Here is a 19,312-nt window from a genome sequence, read left to right on the forward strand (position 1 = left end):
GGATTTAATGACAGGATGTGATATGCGTCTCTTACTGGTAGAAGATACCGTTGAACTGGCACGCTGGCTGCAGAAGGCGCTGACGCAAAAGGGCTTCGCCGTTGACTGGGTTGCAGATGGGGTTGCCGCCGATCACGCGTTGCAATGTGAAGCCTATGCGCTGGTCGTGCTGGATGTTTCCCTGCCGCGTATTGATGGTCTGGAGGTGCTGACGCGGTTACGGCGGCGTGGACAGGGTGTGCCGGTGTTGCTGTTAACGGCGCGCAGTGCACTGGATGACCGGGTGCGCGGCCTGAATCTGGGGGCGGATGATTATCTGACCAAGCCGTTTGAACTGGATGAACTGGAAGCGCGATTGCGCGCGCTGTTGCGGCGCAGTCAAAGCCAGGCCGCGCAAAGTCAGTCACTGGGGCAACTGGTGCTGGATGGGGAGGGCTATTTTCTGCTGGCTGAAAAGCCGCTGGCATTAACGCCGCGCGAATCCAGTATTCTTACTACCCTGATGCAGCGTCATGGCCGGCCCGTTTCCCGTCAGCATCTCTATGAACAGACCTTTACTCTGGCTGATGAGGCCAGTCCGGAGAGCATTGAGCTGTATGTGCATCGGGTGCGTAAAAAACTGGCAGGCAGTGATGTGGCTATCGTGACGCTGCGCGGACTTGGCTACAGTCTGGAAACCTTGCCGTGCGGCTGATTCACTCGCTGCGCGGCGAGCTGCTGGCGTGGCTGGGCCTGCCACTGCTGTTGCTGTGGGCGCTGTCAGTCTATACCCACTATCAGAGTGGACTGGCGGCAGCCAACCAGGCCTATGACCGCTCGCTGCTGGCTTCGGCCCGAACCGTGGCAGAACGTCTGGTGGTACGACAGCAGCATCTGGAAGTCGATGTTCCCTGGGTGGTGCTCGACAGTTTTGAACGTAATATGAATGATCAGCTGTTTTATCAGGTCATTTCCCCGCAGGGGAAAACCCTCTCCGGTTACGACGATCTGCCGCCGATTCCGCCAGCCAGTAAAATGTCGACCGCTTATCCGGCGCTGGTGCACTTCTATGATGGTCGCTATCACCAGCATCGCATTCGCGTTGCGGCACTCTGGCAACCGGTCAGTGAGGCGGGTGTTGAAGGCATGGCACTGGTCCTGGTGGCTGAAACCATTAATTCTCGTCAGGAGTTCGCCAGCCGGTTGATGCGCACCGCGCTGATCAGTCAGAGCGGGCTGGTTCTGATGACGCTACTGCTGGCCAGTCTGATGCTGCGTCGGGTGCTGCGACCGCTACGTCGACTGTCACGCATTGTCCTGCAGCGGGATGGGGGAGAGTTAACGCCATTGCCGTCATTACCCTGGTCAGAGCTTCAGCCGCTGATCATCGCGTTTAACCGTTACCTGGAGCGCCTGCGCGGGCTGCTGGCGCGTCAGGATCGCTTCAGCGCCGACGCGGCTCACCAGCTTCGCACCCCGCTGACCATCCTCAAAACTCAGGTCAGCGTGGCACTCAACAGCGATCGTCCTGAGCAGTGGCAGGAGAGCCTGCTTGGGATGCGCCACACGCTGGATGAGACCATTTTACTTACCGACCGGCTGCTACAGCTGGCCCGCATTAAAGCGCGGCATGGTGAAGATAAGCCAATGGCACGTGTCGATCTGGCCGCCATTGTGCGTGAAGCCTGTTTTAGCCGTTATCCGGCGGCGCGAACCCGGCAGCTTGACCTCGGTTATGAGGGTGAAGAGTGTCATAAGGTGGTGGGGGATGGTGTTCTGCTGGGCGAGCTGTGCGCCAACCTGCTTGATAACGCTATTAAATACACCCCGCACAATGGCGTGGTGACGGCGCGCGTGACACCTGGAAAACTGGAAATTGAGGATAGTGGTCCGGGCATTGAGGATGCCAGTCAGGCCAAAGCACTGCAGCCTTTTCAGCGGCTGGATAATGTCGGCATGCAGCCCGGTGCGGGTATTGGTCTTGCGCTGGTCCAGGATATCTGTGCCTGGCATGGTGCCACAATGCAGCTGGACCGCAGCCCGCAGCTTGGCGGGCTGCGGGTAACCGTCTTGTTTACCTCGGTGGCAGGCTGACCGCTTTACGCCGGATTAACGGCGTACGCAGTCGCTGGGCCAGGATCACACCGCCCAGCGTCAGACCGCCGCCAATCCAGTGGTAACTGTGCAGCTGTTCATGCAGGAATATCACCGCAATCACCGCGGTAAATACCGGAATCAGATTCATAAAGATGCTGGTGGTGCTGGCCCCCAGACGCTGCACGCCATGGATCCACAGGAACGGCGCAATGATCGACGCAAACAGACCGGCAAATGCCACCAGCGGCAGATTATGCCGGTTAAGCGCCACCTCAGGTGCCAGCAGAAAACCAGGCAACAGCAGCACGACACCAAATAAAATCTGCACATACAGGCTTTGCCAGATAGGCAGCGGCAGCGCCCAGCGCCGTGTCAACACGCCATAGAGTGCATAGGCGGCGGAAGCGGCCAGCATCAGCAGTTCGCCTTTGCCCAGGCCATAATTCAGCAATTGCATCACATTGCCTTCACTGACCAGCCATACCAGACCGATGAATGAGATGATACTGCCGAGCAGGATACCGAGCGTCGGCGCAATGCGGAGGATCACGACGCTCAGCAGCACGGTGAGCAGCGGAATGAGTGCGCCAATAATGCCCATAAAGAGTGCGCTGACACTGTGTGCCGCGTAGTACGCGAGGCTCTGATAGAGCACCATCCCGAGCAGTCCAAGCATAGCCAGCCGCCAGAGATGCGGCTTGATAGCCACACGCGCCCGCCACACGCCCGGCAGCACAAAGGGCGTCAGCACCAGTAGCGCCAGCAGCCAGCGATAGAAAGAGATCGCCGCGGGATCGATCGCACTGGCTGAGAGCTTGCTGACAATGGAGTTGATTGACCAGATTATTACCGCAAAGAGCGGATAGAGGAAAAACATGCTGACTCTCTATATGTATAATTAATGAGGCGCATTGTACGCGTGTCCGGATTTATTCAGATCATTAATATCGGAAAAATAAGTGATTGATGGGACAGAGTGATCCTGAAAGTGACCAGTCACTCCCCGCGTCATATGACATCGGGCGGGTCACGACAGCGGCTGCGTTTTCTGCGCGCCATCGTGCTGCCGGAGCAGGGGAACGTGTGCAGCGTCTCGCCCTTGCGCTGGAATACCGTTCCGCCCCGGCGCTGATTGTCATTTTCAGGCAGCCGGCGGAAATCACGCCCGATCGCTATCGCGCACGGTTAGGCTAACGCGTCGCTTTGTGCCAGAATCACTCCCCTCTATGCAACTGACAGGAAAGCCGTAGTGAAAATTCTGGTCGATGAAAATATGCCCTACGCCCGTGAGTTATTCAGCCGTACCGGCGATGTTGTCGCGGTGCCGGGACGTCCGCTGCCGGTGGCAGAACTGGCCGATGCCGATGGTCTGATGGTGCGCTCAGTCACCCAGGTGAATGAGTCACTGCTGGCAGGAAAGCCGGTAAAGTTTGTCGGAACCGCCACGGCGGGCACCGATCATATCGACGAGAACTGGCTGCAGCAGGCGGGCATTGCGTTCTCTGCCGCTCCGGGTTGTAACGCCATTGCCGTGGTGGAATATGTTTTCTCTGCGCTGCTGCTGCTGGCGGAGCGTGACGGCTTTGAGCTGCGTGACCGCACGGTCGGCATCGTCGGTGTCGGTAACGTTGGCGGGCGTCTGCAAAAGCGTCTGGAGGCCTGGGGCATCAAAACCCTGCTGTGCGATCCACCACGCGCCGATCGGGGTGACGAGGGCGATTTCCTGTCGCTGGACGCCGTCACCGCACAGGCTGATATTCTGACTTTCCACACCCCGCTGTTTAAAGACGGTCCCTATAAAAGCTGGCATCTGGCGGATGCGGCGCTGCTGATGGCGCTGAAGCCCAACACCATTCTGATCAATGCCTGTCGTGGTCCGGTGGTGGACAATGGCGCGCTGCTGGAAGTGCTGAAAATGCGGCCGGATCTCAGCGTTGTACTGGATGTCTGGGAGCCGGAGCCGGATCTCTCACTGGCGTTACTGGATAAGGTTGATATCGCCACGCCGCACATCGCGGGCTACACCCTGGAAGGTAAAGCACGCGGCACCACGCAGGTATTTGAAGCCTGGTGCGATTTTATTGGTCAGCCGCAGCAGGTGCCGCTCAGCACTTTACTGCCGGTGCCGGAGTTCAGTGAAATCACCCTGAATGGCCCGCTGGATCAGCCAACGCTGAAACGCCTGGCGCATCTGGTGTATGATGTGCGCCGCGATGATGCCCCCCTGCGTAAAGTGGCGGCCAAACCGGGCGAATTTGATCGCCTGCGCAAGCAGTATCTGGAGCGCCGCGAATGGTCGTCGCTGCAGGTGAACTGTGATGACGCCACAACGGCTGAGAAGCTAAACCAGCTGGGCTTTAACGCAATCATCTCCCCGAAATAACGGGCGCTGCAGGTCAGTCGCCCCGGCGCGGTTTCCGCACTGAATCAGTCAGTGTACGGAAACGATGCGTACTGCTGGCATGGCTGCATGACGGTGGTTTCCGGGGGAGATACCCCATGGATTTCGGGTTGCATTGCGGCGGCAAGAGCACGAGTCCCGATGAGCTTACTCAGGTAAGTGATTCGGTTGAGTGAACGCAGCCAGCAAAGATGCAACCTGAAAGACGATGGGGATAAATCTGAATCCCTGGGCGGTGAATATCACCGCCTTCTGTTTTTATGTCATTGTCTGGAGTAAACCAACATGTCTGACGGCTGGAATATTGCGCTACTTGGCGCGACAGGCGCAGTAGGGAACGCTGTACTGGAACTGCTGGCGGAACGCCAGTTCCCGGTTGGTGAATTATATTTGCTGGCCAGCGAAAACAGCGCAGGCGAAATCAAGCGTTACGAGGGCCGCTCGGTGCGGGTCGACAATGCAGAGACATTCGACTGGTCACAGGCACAGCTGGCCTTTTTCGTGGCGGGACGTGACGCTTCGGCGCGCTTTGCCGATGAAGCGGCTAACGCCGGTTGTCTGGTGATCGACAGCAGCGAGCTGTTTGCGCTGGAACCTGATGTGCCGCTGGTGGTGCCGGATGTGAACCCGCAGGTGCTGGCTGATTATCGTAATCGCAACATCATCAGCGTGGCAGATAATCTGGTGAGCCAGCTGCTGACCGCAATTAAACCGCTGGTGGATGCAGCCGGACTGAGCCGTTTACAGGTGACGAACCTGATCTCGGTCTCCAGCTACGGCAAAGTGGCGGTGGATGCGCTGGCCGGGGAAAGTGCCCGCTTGCTGAATGGTATTCCAGCCGATGAACACCATTTTGGTCGTCAGCTGGCATTTAACCTGATGCCCCAACAGGCCGATGCAGAAGGCAGCGTGGAAAGTGAACGTCGCCTGATTGATCAGGTACGTAAGGTATTACAGGACGAAGGCTTACCGATTGCGGTCAGCAGCGTACAGGCACCGGTGTTCTACGGTAATGCGCAGATTGTGCATATCGAAAACCTGCGCCCGCTCTCTGCGGAAGAAGCGCGTGCCGAGCTGGCGCTGGCGTCAGATATTCGTCTGAGCGAAGAGGATGAAGTGCCAACGCCGGTTACGGATGCCTCAGGCAACGGCGAACTGAGCATCGGCGCGGTACGCAACGACTACGGTATTCCGGAGTTGCTGCAGTTCTGGTCAGTGGCGGACAATATTCGTTTTGGCGGCGCGCTGATGGCGGTGAAAACTGCCGAGAAACTGGTTCAGGAGTATCTGTAACCATGTCCGATGGTCAGACACAAAAACTGGCGCTCGGCATCGAGTATGACGGCAGTCGTTACTACGGCTGGCAACGTCAGAATGAAGTCCGCAGCGTGCAGGAGAAGGTAGAGCGCGCGCTGTCGAAGGTCGCGGATCACCCGGTCAGCATTTTTTGCGCGGGCCGCACCGATGCCGGCGTTCACGGAACGGGGCAGGTGGTCCATTTCGAGACGACATCACAACGACCTGATGGTGCCTGGACGCTGGGCGTTAACGCTAATCTGCCGCCGGATATTGCGGTGCGCTGGGTGAAAGCGGTGCCGGATGAGTTTCATGCCCGCTTCAGCGCTACGGCCCGACGCTATCGCTACCTGATCTACAATCAGCGTCTGCGTCCGGCGGTGCTGGCGCAGGGCGTCACGCACTTCTACCATCCTCTGGATGCGGAGAAGATGCAGCGCGCCGGGCAATGTTTGTTAGGCGAAAATGATTTCACCTCATTTCGCGCCGTGCAGTGCCAGTCGCGTACCCCGTGGCGCAACGTGATTCATCTTAACGTCACGCGTCAGGGCCCTTACGTGATTGTGGATATCAAAGCCAACGCTTTTGTCCATCACATGGTGCGCAATATCGTGGGTAGTCTGATGGAGATAGGCTGCGGCAATAAGCCTGAGTCATGGATGGCCACGCTGCTGGCAGCGAAAGATCGGACACTGGCGGCAGCCACAGCCCGGGCTGAGGGATTGTATCTGGTGGCGGTGGACTACCCATCCCACTTTGCGTTACCACAACCGTCGATGGGACCGTTGTTCCTCGCGGATTAATTTACTTTCAGGACTTAAAGGGCGCGCTATGGAGTTTATCCATTTTCTGGTCGATTTTATTCTGCACATCGATGTGCATCTTGCTGAACTGGTTGCACAGTACGGTATCTGGATTTACGCTATTTTGTTCCTGATTTTGTTCTGCGAAACCGGACTGGTGGTCACGCCATTCCTGCCGGGTGATTCGCTGCTGTTTGTGGCGGGCGCACTGGCCGCGCTGCCAGGTAACGATCTCAATGTGCACATTATGGTGGCATTGTTAGTGGTGGCGGCGGTTCTGGGCGATGCGGTGAACTACACCATTGGCCGCCTGTTTGGCGAACGGTTGTTCAGTAACCCGAACTCGAAGATTTTCCGTCGCAGCCATCTGGATAAAACCCATGCGTTTTATGCCCGTCATGGCGGAAAAACCATTATCCTTGCGCGCTTTGTGCCCATCGTCCGGACGTTCGCGCCGTTTGTTGCGGGTATGGGCCATATGTCCTATCGCCACTTCGCACTGTTCAACGTGACGGGTGCGCTGCTATGGGTGCTGCTGTTCTCCTACGCCGGCTACCTGTTTGGCGATCTGCCGGTGGTGCAGGAAAACCTGAAGCTGCTGATTGTCGGCATTATCCTGGTGTCGATTCTGCCGGGTGTGATTGAAGTCTGGCGTCATCGCCGTCAGGCTAAGCAGCAGAAGCTGCCATAAGGCTTCGCTCAGGGGTAAGACCAGATTTTTATCCACAGTCTGAACAGGTTGTGGTTTAATGAGCGACATTTACCGTCTGCTGAAGCGGTTTTCAGCAGTATCAAGACGACTGGACCAGGTCAGTTTTAAACAGAAAGGTCATCAATGAGCTGGATTGAACGCATTCTTAATAAAAGCACCGGAACGCCTGTGCGCAAAGCCAGTATCCCGGAAGGGGTCTGGACCAAGTGTGACAGCTGTGGTCAGGTTCTCTACCGCGCCGAGCTGGAGCGTAATCTTGAGGTCTGCCCGAAGTGTGACCATCACATGCGTATGCATGCCCGTGAGCGCCTCGGCAGTGTCCTCGATCAGGGCACTATGGTTGAGCTGGGCAGTGAACTTGAACCTAAAGATCTGCTCAAGTTCCGTGACTCCAAAAAGTATAAAGACCGTCTGGTAGCGGCCCAGAAAGACACCGGCGAGAAAGATGCGCTGGTTGTCATGAAAGGTCAGCTGCACGGCATGCCGGTTGTTGCGGCAGCCTTTGAATTTGCCTTTATGGGCGGTTCAATGGGTTCTGTGGTTGGTGCGCGCTTTGTGCGTGCGGTTGAGCAGGCGTTAGAAGATAACTGTCCGCTGATCTGCTTCTCCGCCAGTGGTGGTGCCCGTATGCAGGAAGCGCTGCAGTCGCTGATGCAGATGGCGAAAACCAGTGCGGCACTGGCCAAAATGCGCGAGCGCGGTCTGCCATATATTTCTGTGCTGACTGACCCGACGATGGGTGGCGTTTCGGCCAGTTTTGCGATGCTGGGTGACCTCAATATCGCGGAACCTAAAGCGCTGATCGGCTTTGCCGGTCCACGCGTGATCGAACAGACCGTGCGCGAAAAACTGCCGCCAGGCTTCCAGCGCAGTGAGTTCCTGATTGAGAAGGGCGCGATCGATATGATCATTCGTCGTCCGGAAATGCGTTACAAACTGGCAAGCCTGCTGGCAAAAATGATGAACCTGCCAGCACCGCTGCATGACGGTGAACAGTCCGCTCCTGCGACGACTGAATCGGAAAGCAACGAGGCCTGACAGGAGATAGAGAGGTGCGTCCAAAGCACCTCTTACCAATGCACCGTATACCGCAGCACCAGTCTGCCAGGTATAAATAAGCAAAACGGGACATATGGACAATCTTCACCTTCCTCAAGCCACGTCGCCTTTGGCCACGTGGCTTTATTATCTTGAGCACCTGCATACTCAGGCCATCGAACTGGGTCTGGACCGTATTCGTCAGGTAGCACTTCGTCTCGACCTGCTGAAACCCGCTCCCTTTGTCTTTACCGTAGCCGGCACTAATGGCAAAGGCACGACCTGTCGGACCCTGGAAACGCTGCTGATTGCCGCGGGCTACCGCGTTGGCGTCTACAGCTCGCCACATCTGGTGCGCTACACCGAGCGTGTTCGGGTCCAGGGAGAGGAGCTGAGTGAAGCGCAGCACTGCGCCAGCTTTGCGGAGATTGAAGCCGGACGTGCGGATATCTCCCTGACCTATTTCGAATTTGGCACGCTCTCTGCGCTCAATCTGTTCCGCCAGGCGCAGCTGGATGTGGTGATTCTCGAAGTCGGCCTCGGCGGAAGGCTGGATGCCACCAACATCGTGGATGCCGATGTCGCCGTAGTCACCAGCATTGCACTGGATCATACTGACTGGCTTGGGCCGGATCGCGAAAGTATCGGGCGTGAGAAAGCGGGTGTGTTCCGGGCGGGGAAACCGGCAGTCGTCGGTGAACCCGATATGCCACACAGCATCGCGGTGGTCGCGCAGGAAAAAGGTGCTGAGCTGTTACAGCGCAACCGTGACTGGTCATGGCAAGCCCAGGCCGAAAGCTGGTCGCTGCGTGATGCGCTGGGGGAGCTGAACGATCTGCCACTGCCCCAGGTGCCGTTACCTAACGCGGCGACGGCACTGGTGGCGCTGCGTGTCTCAGGGCTTGAGGTCAGTGAGGCGCAGATTCGCGCCAGCCTGCCGCTGGCGGTGCTGCCAGGGCGTTTTCAGACGATTAGTGAATCACCGCGCGTGATTCTGGATGTCGCCCATAATCCGCACGCAGCGTCGTATCTGGCGTCACAGCTGGCGACGCTGCCGAAACGCGGCAAAGTGCATGCCGTCGTGGGCATGCTGCATGATAAAGATATTGCCGGTACGCTGACGGCGCTGGCACCCATGGTCGATGCCTGGTACTGCGCACCGCTTGACGGTCCGCGCGGTGCCAGTGCTGAGCAACTGCTGGATTGCCTCTCGCAGGGCGAAGCCTTTAGCTCGGTTGAGCTCGCCTGGCAGCAGGCACGCCAGCGGGCAGCGCCGCAGGACACTGTGCTGGTCTGTGGTTCATTCCACACCGTTGCACAGGTCATGGAATCGATTGAAACGGAGAAAGGACGTGGCAAGTAAGTTTCAAAACCGTTTAGTCGGCACCGTTATTCTGGTCGCCGTTGGCGTGATTGTGCTGCCAGGGCTGCTGGATGGTCAGAAAAAGCATTACAAAGAGGAGTTTGCCGCCATTCCGCTGGTGCCGAAACCTGACGATCAGCAGGACAGTGAAATGGTGCCACCGGTTACCCAGTCGCTGCCATCCCAGCCACCTGAAGGCGCGGGCAATGCGGTCAACAGCAGTAATGGTAATAGCAAAAGCAGCGTCACGGCAGAGCAGGGGCGTGCCGAGCCGGATGATGATACCGAACCGACTGTGGTTTCGCCGCCGCCGGTTCATCAGTCTGTGCCTGCACAGACGGTGACCAAACCGAAAGTGGCAGAGCAGCAGAAAACTAAAGTCACTGAGCAGCCTAAGCAGAAACCGGTCGAACAGCAGAAGCCTAAAGCGGTGGAGCAGACGAAGCCGAAGCCGGAAGAACCGCCTAAAGCGGTCGAACAGCCGAAGCAGGAAGCGGCGCCAAAAGCAGCAGAGACGACCGCACCGGCAGGGCAGGCTTATGTGGTGCAGTTAGGTGCGCTGAAAAACGCCAGCAAAGTGAATGAGATTGTCGCGCAGTTGCGGCTGTCGGGCTATCGCGCCTTTACTGTGCCTTCAACGCCCGTTCAGGGTCAGATTACCCGCATTTACGTCGGGCCGGATGCCTCGAAAGCCAAAATGCAGAGTGCCGTTGGCGAGCTGAAAAGCATCTCAGGGTTGGGCGGTGTTGTGAAACCGTACAGCGCCCGCTAAACCGGCGATTGGCGCTGCCGATAGCAGTAACAGGCAGCGTCTTTTTCCCGGCGTACAGCGTGCTCAGGTCGCGCGGTACGCCTGAAATAGTGAATATTTTCAACGGCCTTTCCGGCTGAGAATCACCCAGGCGATTGCGTTTTTTTTCATCGCCTTTTTTATGGATGCAGAAAAAGAAAACCGCTACGCAAACGTTTTCTTTTTCTGTTAGAATGCGCCCCGAACTGGATGCAGGGGTGCAATTGCACTGGCGCTGGAAGAGTTCATGATCTGGATTGATTACGTCATTATTGCGGTAGTTGGTTTTTCGGCTCTGGTCAGCCTCGTCCGTGGGTTTGTCCGGGAAGCCTTATCTCTTGTTACCTGGGGATGCGCGTTTTTTGTCGCCAGTCATTACTACGCCTACCTTGCAGTCTGGTTTACAGGTTTTGACGACGAACTGGTTCGTAACGGTATCGCCATTGGTGTGCTGTTTGTGGCTACCCTGATTGTAGGGGCCATTGTGAACTATGTTATCGGCACGCTGGTGGAGAAAACCGGCCTGTCGGGAACCGACCGGGTGTTGGGCGTCTGTTTCGGGGCGTTGCGTGGTGTGCTGATCGTAGCCGCTTTGCTGTTCTTCCTTGATACATTCACTGGCTTTTCTAAAAGTCCAGACTGGCAACAGTCTCAACTCATTCCCGAGTTCAGTTATATCATCAGGTGGTTTTTTGATTACCTGAAAAGCACGTCGAGTTTTTTACCCCGGTGATGTGACCGGGAGTGCGGCTAAATGAGGAAATGACAACATGTGCGGTATTGTCGGTATCACCGGTTTCATGCCGGTCAACCAGTCGATCTATGACGCGTTAACGGTGCTCCAGCACCGCGGGCAGGATGCCGCAGGCATTTGTACGATTGATGCGCTGAAATGTTTTCGCCTGCGAAAGGCAAATGGCCTGGTCAGCGACGTTTTCGAAGCACGCCACATGCAGCGTCTGCAGGGCAATATGGGGATTGGCCACGCGCGTTATCCCACTGCGGGAAGCTCCAGTGCCTCTGAAGCGCAGCCATTCTATGTAAACTCCCCATACGGCATCACCCTGGCGCATAACGGTAACCTGACCAACGCCCACGTGCTGCGCAAGCACCTGTTTGAAAAGGGCCGCCGTCACGTTAATACCACCTCAGATTCTGAAATCCTGCTGAATATCTTTGCGCAGGAGTTAGATCGTTTTCAAAATGATCCGCTGGAAGCCGACAACATTTTTGCCGCGGTGGCTGCCGTACATCAGCAGGTGCGTGGCGCCTACGCGGTTGTCTCGATGATTATCGGCCACGGCATGGTTGCTTTCCGTGACCCTAATGGCATCCGTCCGCTGGTGCTGGGCAAGCGCGTTATCGCTGATGGTCGCACCGAATACATGGTCGCCTCCGAGAGCGTCGCGCTGGATACGCTGGGCTTTGAGTTCATCCGTGACGTCGCACCGGGTGAAGCCGTCTATGTCACTGAAGCGGGCCAGCTCTCTACCCGCCAGTGTGCTGAAAACCCGAAAAGCAATCCGTGCCTGTTCGAATATGTCTATTTTGCCCGTCCGGACTCTTTCCTGGATAAAATCTCCGTCTACAGCGCCCGTGTCCGCATGGGCACCAAGCTGGGCGAGAAAATTGCCCGCGAGTGGGAAGATCTGGATATCGACGTGGTGATTCCTATTCCGGAAACCTCTACCGATATTGCGCTGGAAATTGCCCGTATTCTCGACAAGCCTTATCGTCAGGGCTTCGTGAAAAACCGTTACGTTGGCCGTACTTTTATCATGCCGGGCCAGCAGTTACGTCGCAGCGCGGTTCGCCGCAAGCTCAACGCTAACCGTGCCGAATTCCGTGATAAAAATGTCCTGCTGGTGGATGACTCTATCGTGCGCGGCACCACCTCAGAGCAGATCATTGAGATGGCGCGTGAAGCCGGCGCTAAACGCGTTTATCTGGCGTCTGCTGCACCGGAAATTCGTTTCCCGAACGTCTACGGCATTGATATGCCGAGCGCCACGGAACTGATTGCGCATGGCCGCGAAGTGGAAGAGATTCGCCAGCTGATTAAAGCCGATGCGCTGATTTTCCAGGACCTGGACGATTTGATTGAAGCGGTGCGTGAAGAGAACCCGGACATCGCCCAGTTTGAATGCTCGGTGTTCAACGGTATCTACGTGACGAAAGATGTCGATCAGCAGTATCTGGAGTATCTGGAATCGCTGCGCAACGATGACGCCAAAGCGCTTCAACGCCAGAACGAAGTCGAAAACCTCGAGCTGCACAACGAGGGCTGATATGCTCAGCGGGTGGTCAACATAAAGCAGGGCGGGAGCAATCCCGCCCTGTTTGTTTTCAGAAACCTGCTGGCCGCGTATGATAGTGCATTGGCTGACATAAGGTTGGAATATGAAACGACTCATCATTGGCATCTCCGGCGCAAGCGGGGTGATCTATGGCGTGCGCATGCTGCAGGTGTTGCAGCAGGTGGAAGAAGTAGAAACGCATCTGGTCATGAGCCAGGCGGCGCGTCAGACGCTGGGGCTGGAGAGCGACTATTCGCTGCGTGACGTGCAGGCGCTGGCCGATGTGGTGCATGACGTGCGCGATATTGCAGCAAATATCTCGTCGGGGTCGTTTAAAACCCTGGGCATGGCGATTTTACCTTGCTCAATGAAAACGCTTTCAGGCATCGTCCACAGTTACACTGACTCCCTGCTGACCCGTGCGGCTGACGTCATATTAAAAGAGCAGCGTAAGCTGGTATTGTGCGTACGTGAAACGCCATTGCACGTTGGACACCTGCGCATGATGACCACCGCCGCCGAGCTGGGCGCCATAATAATGCCACCAGTGCCGGCTTTTTATCATCGGCCTGAAACCATCGATCAGCTGATTGACCAGACCGTCAACCGGGTTATTGATCAATTCGATATCGAATTACCGGAAGATCTTTTCGCGCGCTGGCAGGGTGCATAAAGTTCCGCTGGCGCACTTATTTAGTGCATAAGCGCGCCTCGGATCACTCTTCGTGCATTTGATGCACCAAAAGTTAACAACGTCGCTTTTTCTCTTTTACTTCACTGCTATATTCCCCCTACAAACACAGCGTTTTCGCCTGTCTGACATCACGCTAACTGCGTGGAAAACTTGCAGAACTGGCATGAAACATGCAAATTAATTTGCGCAAACACATCACAAACCACATAACAAAAAGCACTTCACTTGAGGGTAATCTATGAAAAAGCGTGTTCTGGCTCTTTCCCTGATGCTGGGCTTATCCAGTGCTGCCAGCGTATTCGCGGCAGTGCCGGGTTCAATCCGTATCGGCACAGATCCAACTTACCCACCGTTTGAGTCGAAAGACGCGCAAGGCAAGTTAGTGGGCTTCGATATCGACCTCGCTAACGAAATCTGTAAACGTATTCATACCCAATGCACCTACGTTGAAAGCGACTTCGATGCGCTGATCCCGTCGCTGAAAGCGAAAAAAATTGATGCCATCATCTCCTCACTTTCCATCACAGCAAAACGTCAGGAAGAGATCGCCTTCTCGGATAAGCTTTACGCTGCTAATGCGCGTTTAGTCGCACCGAAAGGATCGAAAATTCAACCGACCATTGAGTCGCTGAAAGGCAAAAATATCGGTCTGCTGCAGGGCACAACCCAGGAAACCTATGCCAATCAGAACTGGCGGCCTAAAGGGGTTAACGTCACCCCTTATGCTAATCAGGATCTGGTTTATCAGGATCTGAATGCCGGTCGTATTGATGCGGCCTTCCAGGATGAAGTGCAGGCCAGCGAAGGTTTTCTGAAGCAGCCAGTCGGTAAAAACTACGCGTTTGCCGGTCCGGCCGTCAAAGATGACAAGATCTTTGGCGTCGGCACCGGTATGGGACTGCGTAAAGATGACAGCGAACTGAAAGCCGCCATCGACAAAGCCTTTGCTGACATGCGTAAAGATGGCACCTACGACAAGATTGCGAAGAAATACTTCGATTTCAATGTGTACGGCGACTAACCATCCTGTCGCTTTACCTTCTGTTTCCGTTCTGCCGGGACTGAGCCGGTTCTGCCCGAGGCAGAAACCGGACCTGGCCCGGTGATGACGGAAAGCGTCTGAAACGGAGAGGTAAAGCTAAACTGCCCGTCTCGCTTGCGGGCAGCGTTTCGTTTACACCCCACGACAGGACCTTTCGATGCTGTATGGCTATTCTGATGTAATTCTTCGGGGCACGCTGGTGACGCTGGAGCTGGCACTCACCTCTGTCGTACTGGCCGTGCTGCTGGGCCTGATTGGCGCAGGCGCGAAACTGTCGCGCAGCCGGCCGCTGGCGATGATTTTTGAAGGCTACACCACGCTGATTCGTGGCGTGCCTGACCTCGTACTGATGCTGCTGATCTTCTACGGTCTGCAGATTGTCCTCAACCAGGTAACCGATGCGCTGGGTATGGCGCAGTTTGATATCGACCCGATGGTGGCCGGTATCATCACGCTCGGCTTTATCTATGGTGCCTACTTCACCGAAACCTTCCGGGGTGCTTTTATGGCTGTGCCTCAGGGACAGATAGAGGCGGCTACTGCATTTGGTTTTACCAGCGCGCAGGTGTTCCGCCGCATTCTGTTTCCGGCCATGATGCGCTATGCGTTGCCGGGCATCGGCAACAACTGGCAGGTGATTCTGAAAGCCACCGCGCTGGTCTCGCTGCTGGGGCTGGAAGATGTCGTGAAGGCAACGCAACTGGCGGGGAAAAGTACCTGGCAGCCGTTCTACTTCGCTATTGTAGCGGGTGTGATTTATCTGGTGTTCACCACGCTGTCGAATGGCGTGCTGTGGTGGCTGAACCGTCGCTATACGGTCGGTGTGAAGAGGGCGAGTTATGATTGAGATTATTCAGGAATACTGGAAATCGCTGCTCTGGACCGACGGTTATCGTTTTACCGGTGTGGCTATCACCCTTTGGCTGCTGATCCTTTCGGTGACCGTTGGTGGCTGTCTGGCCATCCTGCTGGCGATAGCGCGGGTTTCGCCTAACCGGTTTATCAGTTTTCCGGTCTGGCTCTTTACCTACGTGTTTCGCGGCACGCCGCTCTATGTACAGCTGCTGGTGTTCTACTCCGGCATGTACACGCTGGAGATTGTGAAAGGCACTGAACTGCTGAACGCATTTTTCCGCAGTGGCCTGAACTGTACGTTACTCGCCTTCACCCTGAATACCTGTGCTTACACCACAGAGATCTTTGCCGGTGCCATTCGCTCGGTGCCCCACGGCGAGATTGAGGCGGCGCGGGCGTATGGCTTCTCCACCTTTAAACTCTATCGCTGCATTATCCTGCCCTCGGCGCTGCGGACGGCACTGCCGGCCTACAGTAACGAAGTGATTCTGATGCTGCACTCCACGGCGCTGGCTTTCACCGCCACGGTGCCGGATCTGCTGAAAATCGCGCGGGATATTAACTCGGCGACCTATCAGCCGTTTACCGCCTTTGGCATTGCGGCTGTGTTATACCTGATTATCTCTTACGTGTTGATCAGCCTGTTCCGCCTGGCGGAACGCCGCTGGCTGGCCCACGTGAAACCCTCTTCATCGCATTGAGTAGAACTATGGCTGACAATAAATTAAGCGTCACCGAATTGCATAAGCGTTACGGTGAACATGAAGTGCTGAAAGGGGTCTCGTTAACTGCTAAAGCGGGCGATGTGATCAGCATCATTGGATCGTCCGGTTCAGGGAAAAGTACCTTTTTACGCTGCATCAACTTCCTCGAAAAACCGAGTGAAGGCAGCATCATGGTGAACAACCAGCAGATCACCTTAGTCCGCGACAAAGATGGTCAGCTTAAAGTGGCTGACAAAGAGCAACTGCGCGCGTTGCGCACCAGCCTCACCATGGTGTTCCAGCACTTTAATCTCTGGAGTCACATGACAGTGCTGGAAAATGTGATGGAAGCGCCGATTCAGGTGCTGGGGCTGAGTAAAGCGGAAGCGCGTGAGCGCGCCATCCGCTATCTCGATAAAGTCGGCATTGATGCGCGGGCGCAGGCGAAGTATCCGGTGCATCTCTCGGGTGGTCAGCAGCAGCGTGTGTCGATTGCGCGCGCGCTGGCGATGGAGCCGGAAGTGTTGCTGTTTGATGAGCCGACGTCGGCGCTGGATCCTGAACTGGTAGGCGAAGTGCTGCGCATCATGCAGAAGCTGGCGGAAGAGGGTAAAACCATGGTGGTCGTCACGCATGAGATGGAATTTGCCCGTCACGTCTCCAGCCATGTGATTTTCCTGCACCAGGGCAAAATCGAAGAGCAGGGGCCGCCTGCGGAGGTGTTTGGCAACCCGAAAAGTCCACGTTTACAGCAGTTCCTCAAGGGATCGCTGAAGTAAGCCTGAGCCCGCGCCTGGCCGGGCGCGGGCTTCTGGTTAATGCTTCACTACATCCTGCAATGCCTCCTGCAGATCGTACCAGCGGAAGCCAAAACCTGACGCCTCCAGCCGCTTTGGCAGCACATGTTGTCCTCCCAGCACCAGAACCGACGATTCGCCCATCATCAGCTTAATGGCGCTGGCAGGCGTACGCATAAAGGCCGGACGATGCATAACCCGACCCAGCGTGGCGGCAAACTGCTCATTACGCACCGCGTAAGGTGCGACCATGTTGAACGGCCCTCTCAGGTCATCATGGTCCAGCAGCCAGATAATGGCGTTGAGCATGTCATCAATATGGATCCACGGCATGTACTGTTTACCACTGCCGATTGGCCCGCCGATGCCGAGCTTAAACGGCCACTTCATTTTGCTGAGTGCGCCGCCCTCGGGCGCCAGTACCACGCCAGTTCGCAGCAGACAAACGCGGGTGCGTTCGCTTTCCGCCGTGAGCGCCAGCTGCTCCCAGCGGGCGCAGAGCTGATGCGTGAACTCATCCTGCCCCTGATCCTCTTCGGTCAGCACCAGATCGCCGGTATTGCCATAAAAGCCGGTTGCCGAACCTGAGATCAATACGGCGGGTGGCGTAGTGCTGGCGTTGATCAGTGAGGCGATCTGCTCGGTTATCTGCCAGCGACTTTCACAGAGCTGCTGCTTGTGTGGCTCCGTCCAGCGTTTGTCAGCGATCGGTTCGCCCGCCAGATTAATCACCGCATCGATGTCATCCAGTGTCGACTGTTGCGCCAGTCCTGACCAGAGCGCGACGTTCTCGCCCAGTTTTTCACGCGCGCTGACCACGTCGCGCGTTACCACGCTGATCTGATGGCCCAACTGCTGCAGACGTGGAATCAGGTGACGGCCAATCAGTCCCGTGCCACCGGTAATAAGAATGTGCATGTTGCGGCTCCCTTGATGTTTTTGTTATTTGCACCTTTCAGCATAGAAGAGTGGAGCCACTCTATAGTGAGTCGCGTCGCGGTTTCTTCTTCTGAAGGAAGAGATCGGATCAGCTCAGCGTTGCCTTCGCAAAAAAAAATCGGTAAACATGATGCAATCCTGACAGCCAATTGAGGTAACCGATGAATTATCCGCCCATCACCCTGTGGTCAGATTCATCATTTTTCAGTCCTTACGCCATGTCGGCCTACGTTGCCCTTAACGAAAAAGGGATTCCGTTCCACCTGAAACGCGTCGATTTGTCGCAGAATCAGCAATACGCAGCGGCATACCGTGAGTTGTCGCTGACCTGCCGGGTTCCGACCCTGCAGATTGATGACTTTCTGTTAAGCGAATCCTCGGCGATAACCGAATATCTTGAAGAGCGTTTTCCGGCACCCGAGTTTGAACGTCTCTATCCTCGCGACCGCGAAAAGCGCGCTCGCGCGCGAGAGATTCAGGCCTGGCTGCGCAGTGACTTCCTGTGGATTCGTCAGGAGCGTCCGACAGAAGTGCTGTTTGCCGGTGAACGCTTTGCGCCGCTGACCGCGTCAGCGCAGCAGGCGGTGGATAAACTCGTTACGGCTGTCGAACGTCTGCTGCCAGACGGACAGCAGAACCTGTTTGGCGAGTGGTCAATTGCAGATACCGATCTGGCGGTGATGCTTAACCGGCTGGTACTGCATGGCGATCCTCTGCCCGCACGCTTACAGCAATATGCTGAGTTTCAGTGGCAACGCGCCTCGGTACAGCTGTGGTTAGCAGAAAGTGGTAAAAATCGGTAACAGCCGGGGCTTGCTCATGCTGGCGTAAGTGATTACCTTACGCCACATAAAAATAACGACGTGGCAAACTGCGTACGCAACTGTACGCCAAACAGGAAAGGGTTACGGATGGTGGATCAAACTGCGGGTGACGGCATTGAGTGGGTCGATATCGTAAACGAAGAGAATGAAGTCGTTGCTCAGGCGACACGCGCGCAGATGCGTGCTCAGTGCCTGCGTCACCGCGCCACTTATATCGTGGTTCATGACGGTATGGGTAAGATTCTGGTACAGCGTCGCACCGAGATAAAAGATTTTATGCCGGGCAAACTGGACGCAACCGCAGGTGGCGTGGTGCAGAGCGGTGAAGATATGCTGGAATCTGCGCGACGTGAAGCGGAAGAGGAGTTAGGGATTGCCGCCGTGCCGTTTGCTGAGCATGGCAAATTCTACTTCGAAGATCAGCATTGCCGTGTCTGGGGCGGTCTGTTCAGTTGTGTGTCACATGGCCCTTTCGCCATGCAGGAATCGGAAGTCGATGAGATTATCTGGATGACGCCCGATGAGATCACCGCACGCTGTGATGAATTTACCGACGATTCGCTGAAAGCGCTCTCTCTGTGGATGAGCCGCAACGGTGATAACCGGGCCTGAAAACGGGCGCATTCATACCAGTGACCGACGCGCATTAACGCGGACTGCCCGGTTACCGGCGAAAAAAAA

Annotated in this window: 21 protein-coding genes; 19 read left to right on the forward strand and 2 right to left on the reverse strand. The window is 56.1% G+C overall.

Annotated features, from left to right (window positions below):
* Window positions 1–22: 22 nt before the first annotated feature.
* The gene (tctD, locus tag EE896_RS06030) at window positions 23–694 is read left to right on the forward strand and encodes a transcriptional regulator TctD (RefSeq protein WP_039659724.1); all 672 of its coding nucleotides are present in this window, start codon (window positions 23–25) and stop codon (window positions 692–694) included.
* Window positions 685–2,073, forward strand: a complete 1,389-nt coding sequence (locus EE896_RS06035; protein ID WP_003854274.1) for a sensor histidine kinase — start codon at window positions 685–687, stop codon at window positions 2,071–2,073. The genes tctD and EE896_RS06035 overlap by 10 nt, the downstream gene beginning before the upstream one ends.
* On the opposite strand, the gene EE896_RS06040 is transcribed toward EE896_RS06035, so the two are convergent.
* Window positions 2,054–2,953: a DMT family transporter gene (locus EE896_RS06040; RefSeq protein ID WP_140916283.1), complete on the reverse strand. Its 900-nt coding sequence runs from the start codon at window positions 2,951–2,953 to the stop codon at window positions 2,054–2,056. The two genes, EE896_RS06035 and EE896_RS06040, sit on opposite strands and share 20 nt — an antisense overlap.
* A gap of 89 nt (window positions 2,954–3,042) precedes the next feature.
* Between EE896_RS06040 and EE896_RS06045 the strand changes: the two genes are divergently transcribed.
* The 15 genes from EE896_RS06045 to hisP all read left to right on the forward strand — a co-directional run bounded on the left by EE896_RS06045 (window position 3,043) and on the right by hisP (window position 16,850).
* Window positions 3,043–3,270, forward strand: coding sequence for a hypothetical protein (locus tag EE896_RS06045; protein WP_003854272.1), 228 nt, complete (start codon window positions 3,043–3,045; stop codon window positions 3,268–3,270).
* Between the two features lie 55 nt (window positions 3,271–3,325).
* Window positions 3,326–4,459, forward strand: coding sequence for a 4-phosphoerythronate dehydrogenase PdxB (pdxB, locus tag EE896_RS06050; protein WP_140916282.1), 1,134 nt, complete (start codon window positions 3,326–3,328; stop codon window positions 4,457–4,459).
* A gap of 303 nt (window positions 4,460–4,762) precedes the next feature.
* A complete protein-coding gene (locus tag EE896_RS06055) occupies window positions 4,763–5,770 on the forward strand; it encodes an aspartate-semialdehyde dehydrogenase (RefSeq protein WP_003854270.1) in 1,008 nt (335 codons plus the stop codon).
* Window positions 5,771–5,772: 2 nt separating this feature from the next.
* Window positions 5,773–6,576 carry a tRNA pseudouridine(38-40) synthase TruA gene (gene truA / locus EE896_RS06060; protein ID WP_008926481.1) on the forward strand — a complete coding sequence of 268 codons (804 nt, stop codon included), beginning with the start codon at window positions 5,773–5,775 and terminating at the stop codon, window positions 6,574–6,576.
* A 28-nt stretch (window positions 6,577–6,604) separates the two neighbouring features.
* Window positions 6,605–7,267, forward strand: a complete 663-nt coding sequence (locus tag EE896_RS06065) for a DedA family protein (RefSeq protein ID WP_008926480.1) — start codon at window positions 6,605–6,607, stop codon at window positions 7,265–7,267.
* 144 nt (window positions 7,268–7,411) lie between these two features.
* Window positions 7,412–8,326: an acetyl-CoA carboxylase, carboxyltransferase subunit beta gene (gene accD, locus EE896_RS06070; RefSeq protein WP_031590594.1), complete on the forward strand. Its 915-nt coding sequence runs from the start codon at window positions 7,412–7,414 to the stop codon at window positions 8,324–8,326.
* A 94-nt stretch (window positions 8,327–8,420) separates the two neighbouring features.
* On the forward strand, window positions 8,421–9,689 hold the full coding sequence (gene folC, locus EE896_RS06075; RefSeq protein ID WP_140916280.1) for a bifunctional tetrahydrofolate synthase/dihydrofolate synthase: 1,269 nt from the start codon (window positions 8,421–8,423) through the stop codon (window positions 9,687–9,689).
* Complete coding sequence (gene dedD, locus EE896_RS06080) at window positions 9,679–10,461, forward strand: cell division protein DedD (protein WP_003854266.1); 783 nt, start codon at window positions 9,679–9,681, stop codon at window positions 10,459–10,461. Before folC ends, dedD begins: the two co-directional genes overlap by 11 nt.
* A 265-nt stretch (window positions 10,462–10,726) precedes the next feature.
* Window positions 10,727–11,212 carry a colicin V production protein gene (gene cvpA / locus EE896_RS06085; RefSeq protein WP_003854265.1) on the forward strand — a complete coding sequence of 162 codons (486 nt, stop codon included), beginning with the start codon at window positions 10,727–10,729 and terminating at the stop codon, window positions 11,210–11,212.
* 37 nt (window positions 11,213–11,249) lie between these two features.
* On the forward strand, window positions 11,250–12,767 hold the full coding sequence (purF, locus tag EE896_RS06090; protein ID WP_003854264.1) for an amidophosphoribosyltransferase: 1,518 nt from the start codon (window positions 11,250–11,252) through the stop codon (window positions 12,765–12,767).
* A 112-nt stretch (window positions 12,768–12,879) separates the two neighbouring features.
* Window positions 12,880–13,449 (forward strand): UbiX family flavin prenyltransferase, encoded by a 570-nt coding sequence (locus EE896_RS06095; RefSeq protein ID WP_008926477.1) that lies wholly within the window; start codon window positions 12,880–12,882, stop codon window positions 13,447–13,449.
* A 259-nt stretch (window positions 13,450–13,708) separates the two neighbouring features.
* The gene (argT, locus tag EE896_RS06100) at window positions 13,709–14,491 is read left to right on the forward strand and encodes a lysine/arginine/ornithine ABC transporter substrate-binding protein ArgT (RefSeq protein WP_003854262.1); all 783 of its coding nucleotides are present in this window, start codon (window positions 13,709–13,711) and stop codon (window positions 14,489–14,491) included.
* A 178-nt stretch (window positions 14,492–14,669) separates the two neighbouring features.
* Window positions 14,670–15,359 carry a histidine ABC transporter permease HisQ gene (locus tag EE896_RS06105; protein WP_003854260.1) on the forward strand — a complete coding sequence of 230 codons (690 nt, stop codon included), beginning with the start codon at window positions 14,670–14,672 and terminating at the stop codon, window positions 15,357–15,359.
* Window positions 15,352–16,068 (forward strand): ABC transporter permease, encoded by a 717-nt coding sequence (locus EE896_RS06110; protein WP_003854259.1) that lies wholly within the window; start codon window positions 15,352–15,354, stop codon window positions 16,066–16,068. The genes EE896_RS06105 and EE896_RS06110 overlap by 8 nt, the downstream gene beginning before the upstream one ends.
* 8 nt (window positions 16,069–16,076) lie before the next feature.
* Entirely contained in the window at window positions 16,077–16,850 is a 774-nt protein-coding gene (hisP, locus tag EE896_RS06115) for a histidine ABC transporter ATP-binding protein HisP (RefSeq protein ID WP_003854258.1), read from the forward strand.
* 36 nt (window positions 16,851–16,886) lie between these two features.
* Here the strand turns inward: hisP and EE896_RS06120 are convergent, their stop codons facing one another.
* Window positions 16,887–17,786 (reverse strand): TIGR01777 family oxidoreductase, encoded by a 900-nt coding sequence (locus EE896_RS06120; RefSeq protein ID WP_140916279.1) that lies wholly within the window; start codon window positions 17,784–17,786, stop codon window positions 16,887–16,889.
* A gap of 182 nt (window positions 17,787–17,968) precedes the next feature.
* On the opposite strand from EE896_RS06120, the gene yfcF reads away from it, so the two are divergent.
* Together yfcF and yfcD are read left to right on the forward strand one after the other, a co-directional pair.
* The gene (yfcF, locus tag EE896_RS06125) at window positions 17,969–18,610 is read left to right on the forward strand and encodes a glutathione transferase (protein WP_008926475.1); all 642 of its coding nucleotides are present in this window, start codon (window positions 17,969–17,971) and stop codon (window positions 18,608–18,610) included.
* Window positions 18,611–18,718: 108 nt separating this feature from the next.
* Window positions 18,719–19,243 carry an NUDIX hydrolase YfcD gene (gene yfcD, locus EE896_RS06130; RefSeq protein WP_003854255.1) on the forward strand — a complete coding sequence of 175 codons (525 nt, stop codon included), beginning with the start codon at window positions 18,719–18,721 and terminating at the stop codon, window positions 19,241–19,243.
* Window positions 19,244–19,312: the final 69 nt, after the last annotated feature.

The organism is Pantoea eucalypti, assembly GCF_009646115.1.
In the GTDB taxonomy this organism is placed as follows: Bacteria; Pseudomonadota; Gammaproteobacteria; order Enterobacterales; family Enterobacteriaceae; genus Pantoea; species Pantoea eucalypti.